The following is a 20,393-nucleotide window of genomic DNA, read 5'->3' on the forward strand; positions in this document are numbered from 1 at the left end:
AACCGTTAATCGCCGAGGTTAGGCGCCAGCCATTTTTCGGCTGTTTGCCGATCCCAGCCTTTACGCTCGGCATAACTTTCCAGCTGATCCGGCTGAATTTTCGCCACCGCAAAATAGCGGGCTTCGGGGTGAGAAAAATACCAGCCTGAAACAGAAGCACCCGGCCACATAGCGTAGCTTTCGGTGAGTGTCATACCGGTATGTTTCTCGGCGTCGAGTAAATCCCAGATTAGCTGTTTCTCAGTGTGTTCCGGGCAAGCCGCATAACCGGGCGCCGGGCGGATACCCTGATATTTTTCGCGGATCAGCGCGTCGTTATCCAGGTTCTCCTGCGGGGCATATCCCCAGAACGCCTTACGTACGCGCTCATGCAGATACTCGGCGAATGCTTCGGCCAGACGATCTGCCACGGCTTTGACCATTATGGCGTTGTAATCATCGCCCTGGGCATCATACCGGGCCGCCAGTTCATCTTCGCCGATACCACCGGTCACCGCAAAGGCACCTATATAGTCTTTGATGCCAGAGCCCGCTGGTGCCACAAAATCGCTTAAGCAGTAATTAGCCCCTTTAGGCTTTTGCGTTTGCTGACGCAGGTGATGGGACACGCCCAGGGTTTCTGTACGTGACTCATCGGTGTAAATCACCACATCGTCTTCCTGACGATTGGCCGGAAATAAACCCACAACACCTTTTGCTTCCAGCCCGCCGTTAGCAATGAGGTTATCGAGCATTTCGTTGGCATCATCAAATAACGACTGGGCCTGCTCCCCTACCACTTCGTCGGTAAGAATACGCGGGTATTTACCGGCCAGTGACCAGGTGAGGAAAAACGGCGTCCAGTCGATGTACGCACGCAAGGTGGCAATATCCGCCGTAACAGCGGTTACCCCGAGCTTGTTCGGCGTTACCGGCGGCACGCTAAAATCCGGCACATGCGCGTTAGCACGGGCCTCTTCCAGCGTCACCGGTTTGGAACGTGGCTTTTTACGTGCATGCTGGTCGCGTACGATATCGTATTCTTTAGCCAGTTCTTTGGCGTAGATATCGCGGGATTCTCTGTTCAGCAGTCTCTGGCAAACGCCTACCGCGCGACTGGCATTAGGTACATAAGCCACCGGTGCATGATAATTTTGCTCAATTTTTACCGCGGTATGGGCTTTAGAGGTGGTTGCGCCACCAATCAGCAGTGGCAGATCGAAATCCAGCCGTTCCATTTCTTTGGCCACGTGCACCATTTCATCCAGCGACGGTGTAATCAGCCCCGACAAACCAATCATATCGACGCTTTCTTCTTTGGCTTTTTGCAAAATGGCTGCACAGGGCACCATGACGCCCATATCCACCACTTCGAAGTTATTACACTGCAGTACTACCCCTACAATGTTTTTACCAATATCGTGGACATCGCCTTTTACCGTAGCCAGGAGGATCTTGCCGTTACTCTTGGTATCTTCAGACTTCTCGGCTTCGATGTAAGGTTGCAGGTAAGCCACGGCTTTTTTCATTACCCTGGCAGATTTGACCACCTGAGGCAGGAACATTTTACCTTCACCAAACAGGTCGCCTACCACGTTCATGCCGTCCATTAACGGCCCTTCAATAACGTGCAGCGGTTTATCTGCTGCCTGACGAGCGGCTTCGGTGTCGTCTTCGATAAAATCGGTGATGCCTTTTACCAGCGCATGTTCCAGTCGTTTATTAACCGGCAGATCGCGCCAGGCAAGGTCTTCTTTCACCACGGCCTTGCCATCACCCTGGTATTTAGGCGCTAGCTCAAGCAGTTTGTCTGTAGCTTCACTGTGGCGGTTGAGAATAACGTCTTCAACGGCGTCTCGCAGTTCTTCTGGAATTTCATCGTACACTTCCAACTGGCCGGCGTTAACAATGGCCATATCCAGACCTGCGCGGATGGCGTGATATAAAAATACCGAGTGCATGGCTTCACGTACCGGGTTATTACCGCGAAACGAAAACGAGATATTCGACAGACCGCCAGACACGTGTACATGAGGACAGGTTTGACGAATCACCCGGGTCGCTTCAATAAAGTCCACCGCGTAATTGTCGTGTTCTTCAATCCCGGTGGCCACGGCAAAAATATTCGGATCGAAAATGATGTCTTCCGGCGCAAAACCGACTTTTTCGAGCAGTACCTGATAGCTGCGCTGACAAATTTCAATCTTACGCGCTTTGGTATCGGCCTGGCCTTTTTCATCAAACGCCATGACGACCGTTGCCGCACCGTAACGCTTAATTAGTTTAGCCTGATGAATAAAGTTCTCTTCACCTTCCTTAAGGCTGATAGAGTTAACAATCGCCTTGCCCTGCACACATTTCAGACCGGCTTCAATGACTTCCCATTTTGATGAGTCAATCATAATCGGCACCCGGCTGATATCGGGTTCTGAGGCAATCAGATTAAGAAAGGTTTGCATGGCCTCGACCGAATCCAACATAGCTTCGTCCATGTTGATATCGATAATTTGCGCGCCGTTTTCTACCTGCTGACGGGCTACGTCGAGTGCCGTTTCGTAATCGCCTTCGAGGATAAGACGTTTGAATTTGGCAGAACCGGTGACATTCGTGCGCTCACCGATATTAATAAAACTGGAAAATTCTGCAGACACAACTATTCCTCAGTGCACGAAAGGTTCTAAGCCGGATAAACGCATCTTCGGCTCAAGCTTAACAATTTCACGCGGCGGTACGCCGGCCACCGCATTGGCGATGTCGCGAATATGATCCGGCGTGCTGCCACAACAACCGCCCACAATATTTACCAACCCGGACTCAGCCCATTCCTGAATGTGCTCAGCCATTTCCGGCCCTTCCATATCGTATTCACCAAACTCATTGGGCAAGCCAGCATTGGGGTGAGCCGATACCAGGCATTCGGCCACATTGCTGATTTCTTCCACATACTGGCGCAGCAGATCCGGCCCTAAAGCACAGTTGAGACCAAAGGACACCGGTTTAATATGGCGCATGGAATAATAAAACGCTTCGGCTGTCTGACCCGACAACGTGCGCCCGGAGGCATCGGTGATAGTGCCAGAAATCATGACGGGCAATCGCAGATTGAGTTTCTCAAAAACGCTTTCAACAGCAAAAGCAGCGGCTTTGGCGTTCAGCGTGTCAAAGATCGTTTCAATCAGAATAAGATCGGAACCGCCTTCAATCAGCGCTTCACAACTCTCACTGTAGGCTTCCACCAGCTCATCAAACGTCACATTACGTTTACCCGGATCGTTTACGTCCGGAGAGATCGATGCCGTTCGGCTGGTCGGGCCGATGGTACCGGCTACCAGCCGTGGCTTATCCGGATTCTTCGCGGTGTATTCATCGCACGCTTTGCGGGCCAACTGCGCTGCGGCCACATTGATCTCTCTGGAAATCGCCTGCATATCGTAGTCGGCCATAGAGATCGTGGTGGCGTTAAAGGTGTTGGTTTCGATGATATCCGCACCGGCCTCAAGATACTGACAGTGAATATCGTAAATAATGTCCGGCTGGGTGATTACCAACAGATCGTTATTGCCTTTGATGTCGCAATGCCAGTCTTTGTATTGTTCACCGCGATAGTCTTCCTCTTCAAGCTTGTGTTGCTGGATCATGGTACCCATGGCACCATCCAGGATTAGAATGCGGTTGGCGGCCAGATCAAATATCTGTTTGTCTGTGTATCGGCTCACGTGCTACCTCTTGCGCTGGTCTTTTTCCACCAGCTGGTTTAAATCGTATGGCGTTGTCTGATAAACGTAGTAGTTTATCCAGTTGGTAAACAGCAAACTGCCATGTGCGCGCCATCTTACCACGGGAGGCTTGCCCGGGTCGTCACCCGGATAATAGTTACACGGAATTTTTGGTTCTAAGCCAGCGTTAAGATCTCTAACGTATTCGTCGTTGAGTGTTTCCGGATCGTATTCCGGATGGCCGGTAATAAATACCATCCGCTTATCATCCGACGCCACTACGTAAGCCCCGGCTTCAGCTGACTCGGCAATCACACTGAGGCCGGGAATACTATTGTAATCGGCCGGATCAATGTAACCATAGCGGGAATGTGGCGCATAAAACTCAGAGTCGAACCCCCGTAACAGTTCGTTGAGAGGATCGTTCACCTGGTGATGAAATACACCAGACAGTTTTTCTTCACGCAATATGCGCTGAATGCCATGAAAGTGATACATTGCGGCATGGGCAGCCCAACATAAGTATAAGGTAGACTGCACGTGCCGGTTCGCCCATTCCAGAATGGTTTTCATGGTATCCCAGTAATTCACGTCTTCGTAGTCGAGCAAGGCCAGCGGTGCGCCGGTAACAATCAGACCATCGTAACGCTTCTCTACTACATCACTGAAGTCATGATAAAACGCATCCATATGCGACTGAGGCGTATGTTTGGGGGTTAAATCATTGATTCGGATTAAGTCCACATTGATTTGCAGCGGCGTATTGGAAAGGAGCCTTAATAACTGAACTTCAGTCTCTATTTTATTCGGCATCAAATTGAGAATAGCCACTTCCATGGGGCGAATATCCTGACTCGCCGCTCGCTGACTATCCATGGTGAAAATATTCTCACCCAATAATACGTTTTGTGCGGGCAGATTTTCTGGGATCCTGATTGGCATGGCAACTCCGGGCAATGTGGTTATGCAGCTATTGTCGCTAAAGTTTGACCAATGTCAACATCTTTACGTCTAGACGTCTAAACGTTTAGCTATATCCAAAGCGATGCTACCCGAAGTGTAAGTGATTTATCGCCTCCTTGCCGGTGAATGTGGCTGAATTTGCAGCGATCAGTAAAAAGCCCCGACCAGCGGGGCTTTAGTTTATTGCCTTAAAAAAGGATTAAGGGAAGTCAGCATCAATGCGCTCAAAAAGGATTTCGCTGTCCTCATCAGCAACAAAAGCACCATTTATCTGCAAGGCAATGCGTTCGATATTTTCAATATTGCCGTTACCGTCATCCTGGGGAGTGAAGGTCAGCCTATTTGGGCTGATGGATGTTCATCAGCAACTGGACTTCCGCTAAGGGCAGATCGCAGTTGTGCATGACTTCTTCGGCGCTGGCTCCCGACTGGATCATTTCAGCGGCACGCTGATACAGACGGCTGTCGGGATCCTGCTCGCCTAAGGCGCTAAATTGCTGTTGTAGAGCAGCCAGTGCCGCTTCGGTTTGTTCGGTATTTTTGGCCACTACCAGACTGCGCGCCTGAATCTCTTCAAGCGTGCTGGCGTTGATATGGAGTTGCTTTTTAAGGGCGCTGAGTTGCTGTTGTTGCTGAGCCAACGCTTCGGTCAGTCGTGCATTACTGCGACGACTGACAATCCAGAGGACGATGGTAAAGAGCACCGAAAGGCATAAAGCAGCACCGGCTATCAATAAAGACAGATTAACTTCCATGTGAAGAAAGAATGGCCGTTTTGATTACAGACTGCTTAACTCGTCCCATTCCTCGTCGCTGAGAAGTTTATTGAGATCAACCAGAATAAGCAGTTCACCGTCGCGGTTACTGACCCCCTGGATAAATTTAGCACTTTCTTCGGTGCCCACGTTTGGCGCGCTGTCGATTTCTGACGATTTCAGGTAAACCACTTCAGCAACGCTATCTACCAGAATACCCACCACCTGTTCATCAGACTCAATAATGACCACGCGGGTATTATCGGTGACTTCTTCCGGTGGTAACCCGAAGCGAGCACGGGTATCAATAACGGTTACCACGTTACCACGCAGGTTAATAATACCCAGTACGTAATCCGGAGCGCCCGGCACCGGAGCGATCTCAGAATAACGTAATACTTCCTGCACCTGCATTACATTAATGCCGTAGGTTTCATCGCCTAACCGATAGGTTACCCATTGCAATACCTGATCGTCGACATTGCCTGCGTTATTATTTCTGTCATCACTCATGCACTTGGCTCCACTTGACTATAGTACCTGGTCTTTACTGCCCAAGCCGTTATTCAGCATTGATATTAGTTCATCAACATCCAACAATGCACACATTTTATCTTTTACCATACCGGCGAGCCAGGGACGCTTTGCATTCGCCTGACGCCATTTTACATCGTCCTTGTTTAAGGTCACCGTATTCACCAGTTTTTCACTGGCTAATCCCCACGAACTATCACCTAACATAATGAGATACTGATAGTTTAGCTTATCCGCCAGAGTTTGATCGTATTTTTCCGGCATAACCCATTGCGCGGTATCCACAACGCTTAATTTTTCTTCCCGATGCAGCATAACACCCATAAACCACGCGGGTTTCCCGAATAACGGACCAATCTTGGCCAGGTTATGAATACCGCCCAGAGTGATCAGTGGCACAGCCAGTGTTAAACCGGCCACCTCAAAAAACAGTGCCTGGAAAGCATTATCCAGACGCTCTTCAAGGGGTTTTAAAGGCACTTCAGGTGGCGGTACCGAGGCTTTCTCCTCAACGCTTGCTTTCACTTCAGCGATGACTTCTTCGGCGGCAACCTCCTGTTCGGTTTCAACCGGCTCGCTGACTGGAGGAGATGCCGGTGGAGGTGTCGCTTCCGGTACTTCCGGCGTCAGCTCTACCGTTGCCTTTTCTAACAGTTTGGCGGTGCGCGCCGTTACGTCTGCCGGATCGTCGGCATCGCGTAACAAACTGCTGAGGTATTCTTCCATCACCTCTTCTTTAGCAAACGGTGTATCTTTGCTCATATTAGTCACTATCCAGGACGTTGAGTAGTTTCTCGTAAGCGAACACGCCACGGGCTTTGGGATACACTATGGACGCCGGCGCCTGTATCTGGCTGGCGTCGCGGAATCGGGTATCCACCGGTATCATACCTTTCCAAATCCGTTCTTTGTAGTCCAGCAGCAATTGCTTTTGGGCTGCTATAGCCGCGTTGATACGCCGATCGAACATGGTCGGCACTATGGTTGTATCAAAATCCCGGGACAGGGTTTTACCCATAATTTTTAGCGTATGCATCATTCTGTCGAGCCCTTTCAGCGCTAAAAACTCAGTTTGCACCGGCACAATCACTTTCTGACACGCCGCCAGCGCATTCACCATAAGGACACCGAGTACCGGCGGACAATCTATCAGCACGTAATCGAATTGCGACTCAATTTGTTGCAGTGCCTTTTTCAGTACCAGCCCCATACCAATCTGGTTGCCCAGCGACCGATCTAAGGTGGCCAGTGCCATGGTGGACGGTAAAATAAACAGGCTGTCGAGTTTACTGGGACATAAACAGTCCAGTACCTTATCGTCACTTAAGCCGGAAGGATTAGCAAAAATGTCGTACACTGAACTGGAAAGCTCTTCCGAATCAATGCCGAAGTAATAGCTGAGCGAGGCATGCGGATCCATATCTACCAATAAAACGTTAAAACCACGCTTTGCCAGTATTCCTCCCAGAGTGACTGTCGTCGTTGTTTTGCCGACGCCACCTTTCTGATTGGCTATGGTCCAAATTTTCAACGCTTTTCTCCCGCCTGCCAGTAATTATTGATCAGGACATTTCGGTTTTAATGCATTCACCAATGTCATTAATGTCAATATTCACTTCGGCAAGTCTGTCGACCGTTACCGCCTGTGGCATACCATACACCACGCTGCTGTCTTTATCCTGCGCCCAGACCTTCGCGCCGAGCGACTTGAGTGTCCGGCATCCTTCGCGGCCATCGGCCCCCATACCGGTCAGAATGACCGCCAGGGTATCGCCACCATAAATTTGTGACAGGCTGTTAAAGGTGATATCCACACTGGGCTTGTAACCAATATCCGAAGAGTTTACCTCTTTGATCACAATATAAGCATGACCGGCGCGCTTTTCGACCTCCATTTGCTTACCGCCCGGCGCCAGATAGGCACAGCCTGCCTGCACAACCTCGCCATGTTCAGCCTCTTTGACCTGAATCTGACAGTGCTGATTCAACCGTTCTGCAAATGCATGGGTGAAGGTACCCGGCATATGCTGAACCAGAAAGATTGGAAAAGGAAATCGCGCAGGTAAATGGGTTAACACTTTTTGCAGCGCAACAGGGCCGCCGGTTGAAGCACCAATTGCCAGACACCGGTAGCGTTTGCCACTGCGCTGAACCTGCGACACCACAACCGGTTCAGCGCCATCCTGACTACCACTAAGCAGGGTTGAGCTTCTGACAAAGGTCGATCTAGGCGCATTAGACGGCATCGGTCGCGCCGGTTTAGCGGGTGCCGGCGGGGCTTTTTTCAGCAGACTGCCGGGGCGCGGCGTGGGCCGAGGTCGAAGCGATGCAACCGGAGCACGGCGCGCCAGCAAGCGCACTTTAGTTCTTAACAGCGTTGCCGCATCACTGCGATCTTTGGCGATATCCTCAAAACGCTTGGGCAGAAAATCCACCGCGCCGGCTTCCAGTGCGTCCAGCGTGGCTTTAGCACCTTCATGGGTCAGTGAAGAAAACATGATAATCGACACCGGACATTCGGCCATTATCCGCTTGACCGCTTCAATGCCATCCATCAACGGCATCTCTACGTCCATAGTGACCACATCCGGACGCAGCGATTTGACTTTTTCTACGGCTTCGCGCCCGTTGGCGGCTTCACCGACCACTTCCAGTGATCGGTCTTCGTTCAGAATATCTTTGACCCGACGGCGATAAAAGCTGGAATCGTCAACAACCAGGACTTTAAAAGCCATTCAATAACAATCCTCTTCTCTACGCCGTTACTTGATCGCTTTGCGGGCGTATCGCTTAAGCAGGCTCGGAATATCCAAAATCAGTGCAATACCACCGTCTGAGGTAATGGTTGCCCCGGCCATACCAGGCGTACCTTGCAGTAAGGCATCCAGCGGTTTAATCACCACCTCTTCCTGACCGATTAAGGCATCCACCACAAAGCCCACCTGCTTGGTACCCATTTGCACCACAACCACGTGACCTTTGTCGCGCTCAATATTTTTAGGGCCACGGATCAGCCATTCGCCAAGGAAAAACAAAGGGATCGCCTTAGAACGCACTATCATGGTTAACTGACCATCAACGGTATTAGTCTTTTTAATATCCATGTTAATGATTTCGCTAACCGCGCCCAGCGGTAACGCAAAGGTCTGTTTGCCTACCACGATCATCAATGTTGGCAGAATCGCCAGCGTCAGCGGTACCTTGATTTCAAGGCGGGTACCACGACCAAGCTGTGAATCAATATTCACGGTACCGTTGAGTTGGTTGATCTTGGTTTTCACCACGTCCATACCAACGCCACGGCCAGAGATGTCACTGATTTCCGTTTTGGTTGAAAACCCTGGCGCAAAGATCAGATTAAACGCTTCAACATCTGACATACGCGCTGCCGCATCGGCATCGAGCACGCCGCGGGAAATCGCAATGTCTTTCAGCTTGTCAGGGTCCATCCCCTTACCGTCGTCTTCGATGACCAGTAAGATATGATCCCCTTCCTGAGACGCTGACAACTTAACTTTACCCATGCGGGGTTTGCCGGCTGCCTGACGGTCATCGGGCATTTCGATACCGTGATCCACTGAGTTTCGCACCAGGTGAACCAACGGATCGGCCAGTGCCTCTACCAGGTTTTTATCCAGATCGGTTTCTTCGCCTTCCAGTTCAAGAGTAATTTCTTTCTTCAGGCTACGCGCCAAATCCCTTACCACCCGGGGGAAGCGACCAAATACTTTCTTGATTGGCTGCATGCGCGTTTGCATTACAGCCCCCTGCAGGTCGCCAGTCACAACATCCAGGTTAGCAATGGCCTTGGACATTGATTCATCGTTAATGCTAATGCCCAGACTCAGTAGTCGGTTACGCACCAGTACCAGCTCACCAACCATATTCATAATCTGGTCAAGACGGCGGGTGTCCACCCGTACCGTTGTTTCTGGCTGTGGCGCAGCAGGTGCAGCTTTTTTCTCTTCTTTTTTGGCAGCAGGTTCGGCTGCTTTAGCCGTTGCAGCCGGCTTACTTTCGGCTTTGGCTGGCGCAGGCGCCTTAGCTGCCGGTTTGGCCGCTGGCGTTTCGGCTTTAGCCGGTTCGGGTGGCTTGTTTTCGACTTTTACCCGTGGCTTCTCAGCCGGTTTGTCTGCTTTGGGTGCGCCAACACCCGGACCTTTACCCTGACCATGTAATTGATCGAGTAAGGCTTCAAATTCGTCATCAGAGATTTCTTCATCGCCTGCCGACTCTGCGGCCGGAGCCGGACTGGCCGGTGGCGGGGTAGCAGGTGCAGCAGCTTCGCCGCCAAACTGGCCCTTACCGTGTAACTCATCGAGCAGCGCTTCAAACTCATCGTCGGTAATGTCTTCCTCACCGCCACTGCTGGCTGTAGGCGCAGGTGTTGGTGTAGGAGCCGGAGCTGGCGCTTTAGTGGCCGATGCGCCCGGTGCTCCACCGGTGCCATGCAGTTCATCCAGCAACGCTTCAAACTCATCTTCTGTGATGTCTTCAATCAGCTCTGCTGGGTCTTCTGTAGCAGCGGTATCTTCTTCCAGTTCGAACGTTTCTTCTTCTACAACAGGTTCGGGTTCGGCAACGGGCGCTTCTTCCTGAGTGTCGCCAAAGATATTTTCTCCGGGTGTTTCGGGATTACTGAGTTTATGCAGTGTTTCAACCAGCGCCGCGTCAGCCGGTTCCAGCGGCTCGCGCATTTTGACCTTTTCAAACATCTCGACCACAACGTCGGTGGCTTGCAGGATAGTATCCATGAGCTCCGGCGTAAGAGAACGCTGGCCATTGCGCATAACGTCAAAAACGTTTTCCGCACCGTGGCAAATCTCGACCAGTTCGGTCAGTGACAAAAATCCGGCACCACCTTTTACCGTGTGATAGCCCCGGAATATAGCATTGAGAAGGTCCTTATCCTCTGGATTGTTCTCCAGCTCGACTAACTGCTCCTGGAGTTGCTCAAGAATTTCTCCGGCTTCAACCAGAAAATCCTGCAATATATCTTCATCGACATCAAAAGACATGTATCCGCTCCCCTAAAAACCCAGGCTGGATAAAAGGTCATCCACATCATCCTGGCCAGACACCACATCGTCGCGCGATTCGGCATCAATAATTGGCCCTTCAGCAACAATTGCTTTTTCGACCTTCGGCTGCGATGTTTTGGCAGCTTTTGTCACTTCTGCTCCGCCGAACACAGTAAGCATGTGGACCAGACTGTCTTCTACTTCTTTAACCAGCTCTATTACGCGCCGGATAACCTGACCGGTTAAGTCCTGATACCCTTGCGCCATCAGCACTTCGGTGAGTAGCCCCATCATCTTATCGGCATCTGTCAACGAAGACTCAAGATGTTTATCCAGGTCAAGACACATGGATTTAAATTCGTCGAGTTCGATTTCGCGGTTCATTAATTTTTTCCACTCAGGCATCAGACTGTCTAATTGCCCTTTCATGGTTTCCACAATCGACATGCTCTGTTCAACAGCATCCATTGTAGTATTAGCCGCTTTTTCGGTTTCTTCAATAACGTAGGTTAATCGGGTTTGCGCATCCGGGATATCTTCGTTTGCCAAACCGGCAATCCGTTCATCCAATTGAAAATTATTTAATGAGTCGTGCAGCTGACGGGTAAGCTTACCCACCTCAGCGAATAATTCGACAGACTCTTTCATGGTGACAGCGTCAAGCAGGGCATTAGCAGAATCGGTATCACCTTCTTCCAGAAAGGTAACCAACTGCTTCGCTTCATCCAGCGTAATGGGGACTTTCTTATTTTCAGTCATCCAGTTGTCCTCGGCGGTTAAACACGTTACTGGATTAACCTAAACGTTCAAAAATCTTTTCTAGTTTTTCTTTTAGTGTAGCGGCAGTGAACGGTTTAACTACGTAGCCATTAACACCCGCCTGGGCGGCTGCTACGATTTGTTCCTTTTTCGCCTCGGCAGTCACCATCAGTACCGGTAGATGCTTCAGGCTATCGTCAGCACGAATCGCGCGCAGCAGGTCGATCCCCTGCATGCCAGGCATGTTCCAGTCGGTTACTACAAAGTCAAAGTCGCCCTGCTGCAGCATTGGCAGCGCAGTACTTCCATCATCGGCCTCCTGAATATTGGAAAAGCCGAGATCTTTGAGTAAGTTTTTGATAATACGTCTCATCGTAGAAAAATCATCTACCACGAGAATTTTCATATTCTTATCCAAAATTGCCTCCAGTGAGGATAGTCATATTGTTAGTATAGTTAATGTTACTCACCAGTCTGCCAGGACCGCATGCGCGCTTTAAGTTTTAACATCGCCTGGCTGTGAATTTGACTGACCCGTGATTCACTTACCTCGAGAACCTCGCCGATTTCCCGCAGGTTTAATTCTTCGTCATAATACAAGGATAGTACGATCGCTTCACGTTCTGGTAATGTAGTAATAGCATGCGCCAGCGCTTTTTGAAATGAACCTTGCATTAAATCTTCCAGCGGTGAATCCGTGCCCCGCGACTCATCCGTCGCTATCACGTCTTCAGACACGCCTAAGTCTTCAATACCAACCAGTTTGCCGGCATTGACCTCTGATAACATCTGGTGGTATTCGGGCAGCGACACATTGAGTTTAGCAGCAATGTCAACATCCCGTGCATCCCGCCCGGTTTCACGCTCTACCTGGGAGATCGCATCAGAAATGGCCCGGCCGTTCTTATGGACCGACCGGGGTGTCCAGTCACCCTTGCGAATTTCGTCCAGCATGGCACCACGGATGCGAATTCCGGCAAACGTTTCGAAACTGGCTCCTTTACTGCCATCAAAGTTTTTCGCCGCCTCAAGCAGGCCAATCATACCGGCCTGGATCAGGTCATCAACAATTACACTGGCTGGCAGCCGCGCCATTAAATGGTGAGCAATACGTTTAACTAAAGAAGCATGTCGCTCAACCAGCTGCGCTTTATCGGTTTGTTGTTTGTACGCTGCAGCTTTGCTATTCACGCTATCTCCCTGCCACCTTCGACGCGATCAATTGCTCGACGAAGAACTCAAGGTGTCCGCCAGGCTGCGCCGGGATAGGCCAGGTCAGTGCTTTTGTAGCCAGTTGACCAATGGCGACCGATGCCGGAGATGATGGGAATGCATCAACAATGGCGGTTTGTTTACGAACCGCCCGGCGAATATTTTCATCAAAGGGGATAGTTGCCACTAATTCCAACGCCACGTCGAGGAAGCGACCGGTAACTTTCGACAACTTACTGAACAACTCCTGCCCCTCACGCACGTCCCTGACCATGTTAGCCACTATCTTAAAACGGAAAATGCCGTGATCGCGGTTAAGGATCTTGATAAGTGCGTAGGCATCAGTGAGTGAGGTGGGTTCGTCACATACCACTACCAGAATGTCCTGGGATGCTCTTGAAAAGCTCAGCACCATGTCAGAAATACCCGCGGCCGTATCGACAATAAGCACGTCGATTTGCGAACGCAGTTCACTGAATGCACGAATGAGCCCCGCATGCTGAGTGGGCGACAGCTCGGTCATCGACTGGGTACCGGAGGTCGCCGGGGCAATTTTGATCCCATGCGGACCGGTTACCAGTACTTCGTCAAGCGTGCATTCGCCGGACAACACATGAGACAGATTCTTCTCTACGCGTAATCCCAGCATCACGTCTACGTTGGCCAGGCCAAGGTCTGCATCCAGAACCATGACCTTTTTGCCCTGTTTTGCCATTGCAATAGCGGTGTTCAGAGTAACGTTGGTTTTCCCTACTCCGCCCTTTCCGCCAGTTACGGCTATTACCTTGATTAATCGTGATTGATTCATCTTTCGTAAGCTACTCGCCTGGTCTTCAATCATACTGCCTGTGCTGTGTTTACATCGGAACTGCTATTAGTATGATTCAAACCATACTTTTTATAAAGCTTTGCTGCTAAAGAGATTATAGATTTTGCATTAGCAACATGAATATCCTCAGGCACCTGTTGGCCATCGGCAACATAACTGACTGGCAACTGCGCTTCAATTACATTACTGATCACCTCACCTAAACTATAGCACTCATCCAGCTTAGTGATGATACATCCTTGCAAATCAATACTCTTATAGGCATTTATTATGTGCTTAAGTGTAGCCTGTTGCGTGTTACCCTGCACAACTAAATAGTTTTTTACCTGCTGACCGCTCACCTGGCCGAAGGTAGCCAACTGACTGATCAGGCGACTATCGCGCTGACTAAAGCCTGCGGTATCAATCAGTACCAGGCGTTTATTACGTAACTGGAACAGCAAATCGGCTAATTGTTCACCAGACTGCGCTTTACGAACCGGGCAGCCAATTATTTTGCCGTAGGTAGCTAACTGCTCATAGGCAGCAATGCGATAAGTATCAATTGTAATCAGAGCAACCTGGTCGGCACCGTACTTTTGTGCATAACGGGCAGCCAGCTTGGCAATGGTAGTGGTTTTGCCGGTACCGGTTGGCCCGACCAACGCCACCACACCCTGTTGGGTAAGAATATCATCGTTGTTAGTGGTCAGACGATTGGACAATAGTTTTAGCAGATACAACCAGGCTTCACGCTCGTTGCACTCGGCCGGGGTATAAGTTACCAGCTGGGCTGCCAGCGTCTGGCTGATGCCCATGTCGCAAAGCTGCTGAAGCAGGTAACGCTGCTGCGGTTTAAGCCGCGAGTGTTGCTGTTGTTGTATATCAGCCAACTGGAACTGCAAGACATTGCGTAGTGAGGCAATTTCAGCACGAATATCGGCCAGGCTACTACCACCGCTAAGCTCGGTTTCTTCGTTTTCGACATCAAATACCGGGGTTTCCGGCTTAGCCGGGGCAACCTCAGGAGCGGGTTTAGCAGGCGCGCGTTTTTCCGCTTCCGCATTGGCTGCTTCAACGCGCTGGGCAACGGCGGCCTTCTGCTCAGCCTGCTTCTCCAGCAGAGCACGCAGGGTATCCGGACCATCATCACCAATAATTTCACTCAAGGTCGGCAAACCACCTTCGCTTTGCTTAGCTACCTGCGCTTTGGGTTTAGGCGGTACCGATAATTTAGCGACCGGCTCTTTATCGTAGGCCGCTACCAGTTCGATGCCGTCGGCCACTTTGCGGTTTGACATGATCACCGCATCACTACCCAGTTCATTTTTTACCTGGCTTAATGCTTCACGCATGTCTTTGCCAAAAAATCGTCTAATTTTCATAATGACCTCTTAGGTATCAGGGTGCCTGTCAGATTACTGACCGACGGACGAAACAATGCGTACCTGCTTATCATCCGGGATTTCCTGGTACGACAATACATGCAAGCCACTCACTGCATTCTTTAAGAATCTCGACAATACCGGGCGTAACATGCCCGATGTTAATAATACGGCTGGCTCACCCGCCAGTTCCTGCTGCTGACCAGCCTGTTGCAACGACTGTTGCAGGCGCTCAGCCAGCCCCGGCTCGATACCGGCACCATCATCGCCGCCAGCCTGTAATGACTGATGTAACATCTGCTCTAATTCAGGTGCCAAAGTGATCACCGGCAGTTCTGCTCCACCGCTGTTAATTTCCTGCACGATTAAGCGTTTCAGGGCAATGCGAACGGCGGAGACCAATACGTCAGGATCCTGACTCTTCGGGGCATACTCAGTCAGCGTCTGTACGATAGTACGCATGTCACGAATAGGCACGCCCTCGTACAACAAGGTTTGCAGGACTTTTACCACGGTTGCCAGCGACAACAGATCCGGGATAAGCCCTTCAACCAGTTTTGGATTATGTTTGGCCAGCATATCCATTAGTTGCTGCACTTCTTCAAAGCCCAGCAGTTGATAAGCATTGTTGGTTAATAACTGGCTCAGATGGGTTGCAATCACAGTCGCCGCATCAACCACGGTATAACCCAGGGTTTGCGCATGCTCACGCTGCGCTGGCTTAATCCACACCGCATCCAGGCCGAAGGCTGGATCACGGGTAGCCCGTCCCTCCAGCTTGCCAAAAACCTGGCCAGGATTAATCGCCAGCTCTTCGTCATGGCTGACTTCGGCATCGCCAATGGTCACACCGAGCATGGAAATGTTGTAAGCGTTAGGATCGAGATCGAGATTATCGCGGATGTGCACCGGCGGGATTAAAAAGCCCAGTTCCTGGGACAGTTTCTTACGCACCCCTTTAATCCGCGTCAGTAATTCGCCGCCCTGGGTTTTATCCACCAGCGGAATTAAACGGTAGCCGACTTCCAGACCAATGGTATCCACGTGCTGAACGTCATCCCAGCCCAGTTCTTTAATCTCTGCCGGTACATTGTCTTCAGGGTTATCGCTGACTACCGGAGGGGCTGGTTGCTCAGCCTTGCGTTTTTCAGCATAGCTTTGATAGTACGCATAGCCGCCGGCCAGCGCCGAAAAGCCGAGGAAGGCCAGATGAGGCATACCGGGGACAATACCCATAACAAACAGGATCCCGGAAGAAATATACAGCGCCTTTTTGTTACCCAACTGGGTGGTAATCTCGCTGCCCATTTCCTGGCTTTCATTTTCACGCGTCACAATAATGGCGGTGGCCACTGACAGCAGTAATGAAGGAATCTGTGCCACCAGACCGTCACCGATGGTCAGGATGGTGTAGACCTCCAGCGCATTGCCGAAAGACAGATCATGCTGAATCATACCGATAAACAGGCCGCCGACGATATTAATAAGCATAATGAACAGGCCGGCGATGGCATCGCCCTTTACAAATTTTGACGCACCGTCCATAGAACCGTAAAAGTCGGCTTCAGCGGTGATATCTTCGCGACGACGGCGAGCCTCGTCCTGATCGATATAGCCAGCGTTGAGGTCGGCATCGATAGCCATTTGTTTACCCGGCATGGCGTCGAGGGTAAAACGAGCCCCTACTTCGGAAATACGTCCGGCACCAGCGGTAACTACTTTAAAGTTAATAATCAGCAAGATAGCAAAGACAACCACACCCACAGCGTAGTTGCCGCCAATCACCACTTCACCAAATGCTTCGATAACTTTACCGGCAGCATCGCCCCCTTCGTGGCCATACAGCAAGACCACCCGGGTCGACGCGACATTGAGGGCAAGACGTAATACCGTTGCAATTAGCAGGACCAGCGGGAAGATACCAAAGTCCACCGGCCGGTTGGTCAGTACCGCAACCAGAATAATTACCAGTGACAGTGCGATGTTGAAGCTGAATAGTACGTCGAGCAAAATCGGCGGCATGGGCAAAATTACCATACCCATAATGGCCAGCAGAACCAGAGGTACGCCTAAGCCCTGACTTAACTGTTGAAGCCGGGTTTTATCAACACGCTGCAGATATTCTGTTAACACCATAACGAGACGTTCTCAATCACCGATTTTTGACACTAAAATTCGCTTACAGAGACTACTTCAATCCCCGTGCCAGCTTTTTGTGTCTGCGGCTTAAGTGCTCAAATTGTCATCAACACTGATTTTGGGGGCCTGACAGGCAGCGACTAGCGGCCCGTCAGGATAATGAGATAGCCGGAATTAATAACGCATATCAGGAGGGATCGGCAGGTTATGCGACAGGGGTTTAGGTCGTTTGGCTTTACCAGCTTTGTATTTCTTAAGCTGGAATACGTATGCCAATACCTGGGCAACCGCCATAAACAATTTATGCGGGATTTCTTCATCCACTTCGGTGGTGTAATAAATAGCCCGGGTCAGCATGGGAGAAGGGATGAGTGGCACATCATGAGCGGTGGCAATTTTTCGGATATGCATGGCCAGCTCATCCGAGCCCTTGGCGATAACCACCGGTGCCCGCACACCATGCTCGTCATATTTGAGCGCCACAGAGTAATGAGTCGGGTTGGTAACAACTACGTCAGCTTTAGGCACTTCCTGCATCATTCGCCGTGCTGCTGCCTGATATTGCAATTTACGGATGCGCCCTTTTACCTGTGGGTCACCTTCTGAGTTTTTGCGTTCATCCTTTACCTGCTGCTTGGTCATTTTCATTTGTTCATTGTGCTTATACGACTGATACGGCACATCAAATAGCGCAATAGGCACCATGCCGAGGGTGAGCAGGAAAAAGGCCCACTCAATCATATCCAACGCGTGGAAGATATTCAGCGGGTATATTTCCTGATCGAGATGCAGCGCTTCATCCTGAAATAAAGACAGAGATATCAGCGCCATAGCGCCAATAACAATAAACTTGGCAAAGGCTTTTAACAGTTCCACCAGGCCGTTTATGCCAAACATCCGCTTCATACCACTTAGTGGATTAAGCTTGGAGAAGCGAGGCGCGGCAGAATACCAGGTAAAGTTATAGCCACCCAATGCGATAGAGCCATAGATACCGGCAATCATTGAAACAAACATAAATGAAAGTACCGGCGTACTGACTTCGGTGATAGCCACACCCCAGGCGGAAAACATGTGGGTGGGATCGTAGGTTTCGTCCCGCGACAGGGTAAACATCCGCCCAGAAATGGCAAACAGGGCTTCGGCGATAAAACTGCCAAACAGCAACAGCATCAGACTACTCGCCACCAGCACCAGTGTGGTGGAGAGCTCTCTGGAACGAGCAATCTGCCCCTTGCTGCGGGCATCCTGTATTCGTTTTCCCGTGGGGTCTTCTGTTTTTTCTGAAGAATCAGCCATCGTCGCTCAGCCTTATCAGCTTGGACAAATCAGTAGCAGCTCACACATAAACTGTTGAGCCCGTTGCCACTGATTAGCAAAGTGAGTAGAAAAATTATCCAGCGTTAACCAGATAATAATTAAGCCCATTATCTGCGCGATGGAAAAACCAATGCTGAAGATATTGAGCTGTGGCGCGGCTTTGGTCATAACCCCGAACGCCAGATTAACAATTAACAGCGAAACAATCGGAGCCAGAGACAAGGTTAATGCCGCCACAAACATCCAGCCAGCCCAGTGGGCAATATCACGGAGTTGTTCTGCGGCAAACCAGGCTTCGCCAATGGGAAATGCTTCAAAGCTCATCACGATCATTCTGATCATGGCCAGGTGTCCGTCCATGCCCCAGAACAACAGCGTAGCCAGTATCAGATAAAACTGGCCTACCGCCGGCACGTTAATACCATTTACCGGATCCACAATGCTGGCAAAACCAAGGCCGGTTTGCATTGCAATGACCTGCCCGGCCAGCACAAAGGTATTGAGCACCATCATTGATAAAAAGCCCACGGCAATGCCAATTAACAACTGCTGGATGCCAATTACGAATGTACCTAAATCAACCATTTGAGTGACAGGTGTAGGCGGTACCACCGGCATTATTACCAGTGTCATTAGCATCGCCAACAGCGCTTTTACCTGAGGCGGGATGGACTTGGCGCTCAGTCCAACCATCGCGGAAAACATCCCGCTGATACGCATAAATGGCAGCAATAAATCAGCCAGAAACTGATTAATGGCGGCCAGTTCGACTTCCATTTAGCCCACCACCTGCGGAATTTTCTCAACCATATGGAAGGTAAAATCCATCAGCTTCTGCACCAGCCAGTTTCCCCCCCAGCTCAGCGCCAGCAGCGTAACAATTAAGCGCGGCAGGAAACTCATGGTTTGTTCGTTGATTGAGGTGGCCGCCTGGAAGACTGCCACCACCAGGCCAACAATTATGCTCGGTACGATCACTGCCGACACCAGCAGGATCACCATAAACATAGACTCACGCAGGATTTCAACAAAGACCTCTGGGCTCATCGGGTCAGACTCCCATTCCGAAACTGGTGGCCAGGGTGCCGAAAATCAGATTCCAGCCATCCACCAGTACAAATAACATCAGTTTAAAGGGCAATGACACGATCATCGGTGACAGCATCAACATCCCCATCGCCATCAATATCGAGGCGACCACCAGGTCGATTATCAAAAATGGAATAAACAGCATAAAACCAATCTGAAATGCCGTTTTTAATTCACTGGTGACAAAGGCCGGAATAAGGATGTTCAGCGGTACTTCGGTTGGATCGGCGTATTGGTCTTCCTCACCGGCAATCGACACAAAGGTTTCTAAATCCTTGACCCGGGTTTGCGACAGCATAAAGGCACGCATGGGCCCTTTTGCCTGCTCAAAGGCCTCCATGGAGGTCATCTCTTCATCCAGATAAGGCTGTAATGCGCGAACGTTAATTTCATCAAACACCGGTGTCATGATGAACAGTGACAAAAACAGACTCACGCCAACCAGAATCTGGTTAGAGGGTGACTGCTGCAGACCAATGGCCTGACGCAAAATTGACAGTACCACGATGATCCGGGTAAACGAGGTCATCATCATGATAAATGCCGGGATCAGGCTCAGCGCGGTCATGATAAACAGCGCCTGAAGGGTCATGGTGTAATCCTGGGTACCATCGCCATTATTAGTAACGGTAACGGCCGGGATACCTTGCTGAGCAACGGCTGGTAGTGATAACAACAAACCGCCCAACAGGAGTATGACGATGGCTTTCATT

At 50.4% G+C, this 20,393-nt stretch carries 19 protein-coding genes; all 19 read right to left on the reverse strand.

The window, feature by feature from the left end; all coding sequences use genetic code 11:
* Positions 1-5: 5 nt before the first annotated feature.
* Positions 6-2,630, reverse strand: a complete 2,625-nt coding sequence (gene metH / locus AC566Q_RS16435; protein WP_499608253.1) for a methionine synthase — start codon at positions 2,628-2,630, stop codon at positions 6-8.
* A 9-nt stretch (positions 2,631-2,639) separates the two neighbouring features.
* A complete protein-coding gene (locus tag AC566Q_RS16440; RefSeq protein ID WP_499608256.1) occupies positions 2,640-3,695 on the reverse strand; it encodes a homocysteine S-methyltransferase family protein in 1,056 nt (351 codons plus the stop codon).
* Positions 3,696-3,698: 3 nt separating this feature from the next.
* On the reverse strand, positions 3,699-4,637 hold the full coding sequence (gene metA / locus AC566Q_RS16445; protein WP_499608258.1) for a homoserine O-succinyltransferase MetA: 939 nt from the start codon (positions 4,635-4,637) through the stop codon (positions 3,699-3,701).
* Positions 4,638-4,996: 359 nt separating this feature from the next.
* Positions 4,997-5,413 (reverse strand): DUF2802 domain-containing protein, encoded by a 417-nt coding sequence (locus AC566Q_RS16450; RefSeq protein ID WP_499608262.1) that lies wholly within the window; start codon positions 5,411-5,413, stop codon positions 4,997-4,999.
* A gap of 24 nt (positions 5,414-5,437) precedes the next feature.
* Positions 5,438-5,926, reverse strand: coding sequence for a chemotaxis protein CheW (locus tag AC566Q_RS16455; protein ID WP_105933542.1), 489 nt, complete (start codon positions 5,924-5,926; stop codon positions 5,438-5,440).
* Between the two features lie 18 nt (positions 5,927-5,944).
* Positions 5,945-6,709, reverse strand: coding sequence for a chemotaxis protein CheW (locus AC566Q_RS16460; RefSeq protein WP_499608265.1), 765 nt, complete (start codon positions 6,707-6,709; stop codon positions 5,945-5,947).
* A 1-nt stretch (position 6,710) separates the two neighbouring features.
* Positions 6,711-7,478: a ParA family protein gene (locus AC566Q_RS16465; RefSeq protein WP_499608269.1), complete on the reverse strand. Its 768-nt coding sequence runs from the start codon at positions 7,476-7,478 to the stop codon at positions 6,711-6,713.
* Between the two features lie 31 nt (positions 7,479-7,509).
* Positions 7,510-8,682, reverse strand: coding sequence for a protein-glutamate methylesterase/protein-glutamine glutaminase (locus tag AC566Q_RS16470; RefSeq protein WP_499608272.1), 1,173 nt, complete (start codon positions 8,680-8,682; stop codon positions 7,510-7,512).
* Positions 8,683-8,709: 27 nt separating this feature from the next.
* A complete protein-coding gene (locus AC566Q_RS16475; protein ID WP_499608274.1) occupies positions 8,710-10,965 on the reverse strand; it encodes a chemotaxis protein CheA in 2,256 nt (751 codons plus the stop codon).
* Between the two features lie 12 nt (positions 10,966-10,977).
* On the reverse strand, positions 10,978-11,727 hold the full coding sequence (locus tag AC566Q_RS16480) for a protein phosphatase CheZ (RefSeq protein WP_105933537.1): 750 nt from the start codon (positions 11,725-11,727) through the stop codon (positions 10,978-10,980).
* A gap of 34 nt (positions 11,728-11,761) precedes the next feature.
* Positions 11,762-12,145 carry a chemotaxis response regulator CheY gene (gene cheY / locus AC566Q_RS16485; RefSeq protein ID WP_105933536.1) on the reverse strand — a complete coding sequence of 128 codons (384 nt, stop codon included), beginning with the start codon at positions 12,143-12,145 and terminating at the stop codon, positions 11,762-11,764.
* Positions 12,146-12,189: 44 nt separating this feature from the next.
* Positions 12,190-12,918, reverse strand: a complete 729-nt coding sequence (locus AC566Q_RS16490) for an RNA polymerase sigma factor FliA (protein WP_123326531.1) — start codon at positions 12,916-12,918, stop codon at positions 12,190-12,192.
* 1 nt (position 12,919) lies between these two features.
* Positions 12,920-13,780, reverse strand: coding sequence for a MinD/ParA family protein (locus AC566Q_RS16495; protein WP_105933534.1), 861 nt, complete (start codon positions 13,778-13,780; stop codon positions 12,920-12,922).
* Positions 13,777-15,132, reverse strand: coding sequence for a flagellar biosynthesis GTPase FlhF (gene flhF / locus AC566Q_RS16500; RefSeq protein ID WP_499608282.1), 1,356 nt, complete (start codon positions 15,130-15,132; stop codon positions 13,777-13,779). Before flhF ends, AC566Q_RS16495 begins: the two co-directional genes overlap by 4 nt.
* Positions 15,133-15,165: 33 nt before the next feature.
* Positions 15,166-17,268, reverse strand: a complete 2,103-nt coding sequence (gene flhA / locus AC566Q_RS16505) for a flagellar biosynthesis protein FlhA (protein ID WP_105933532.1) — start codon at positions 17,266-17,268, stop codon at positions 15,166-15,168.
* A 177-nt stretch (positions 17,269-17,445) separates the two neighbouring features.
* Positions 17,446-18,570, reverse strand: a complete 1,125-nt coding sequence (gene flhB, locus AC566Q_RS16510) for a flagellar biosynthesis protein FlhB (RefSeq protein ID WP_296046614.1) — start codon at positions 18,568-18,570, stop codon at positions 17,446-17,448.
* Between the two features lie 15 nt (positions 18,571-18,585).
* Complete coding sequence (gene fliR, locus AC566Q_RS16515) at positions 18,586-19,368, reverse strand: flagellar biosynthetic protein FliR (protein ID WP_296046612.1); 783 nt, start codon at positions 19,366-19,368, stop codon at positions 18,586-18,588.
* Positions 19,369-19,638, reverse strand: a complete 270-nt coding sequence (gene fliQ / locus AC566Q_RS16520) for a flagellar biosynthesis protein FliQ (protein WP_499608286.1) — start codon at positions 19,636-19,638, stop codon at positions 19,369-19,371. It lies immediately after the preceding gene.
* 4 nt (positions 19,639-19,642) lie between these two features.
* The gene (gene fliP, locus AC566Q_RS16525; RefSeq protein ID WP_499617532.1) at positions 19,643-20,392 is read right to left on the reverse strand and encodes a flagellar type III secretion system pore protein FliP; all 750 of its coding nucleotides are present in this window, start codon (positions 20,390-20,392) and stop codon (positions 19,643-19,645) included.
* Between the last annotated feature and the right edge of the window lies 1 nt (position 20,393).

It is taken from the genome of Alteromonas sp. H02, from assembly GCF_059682525.1.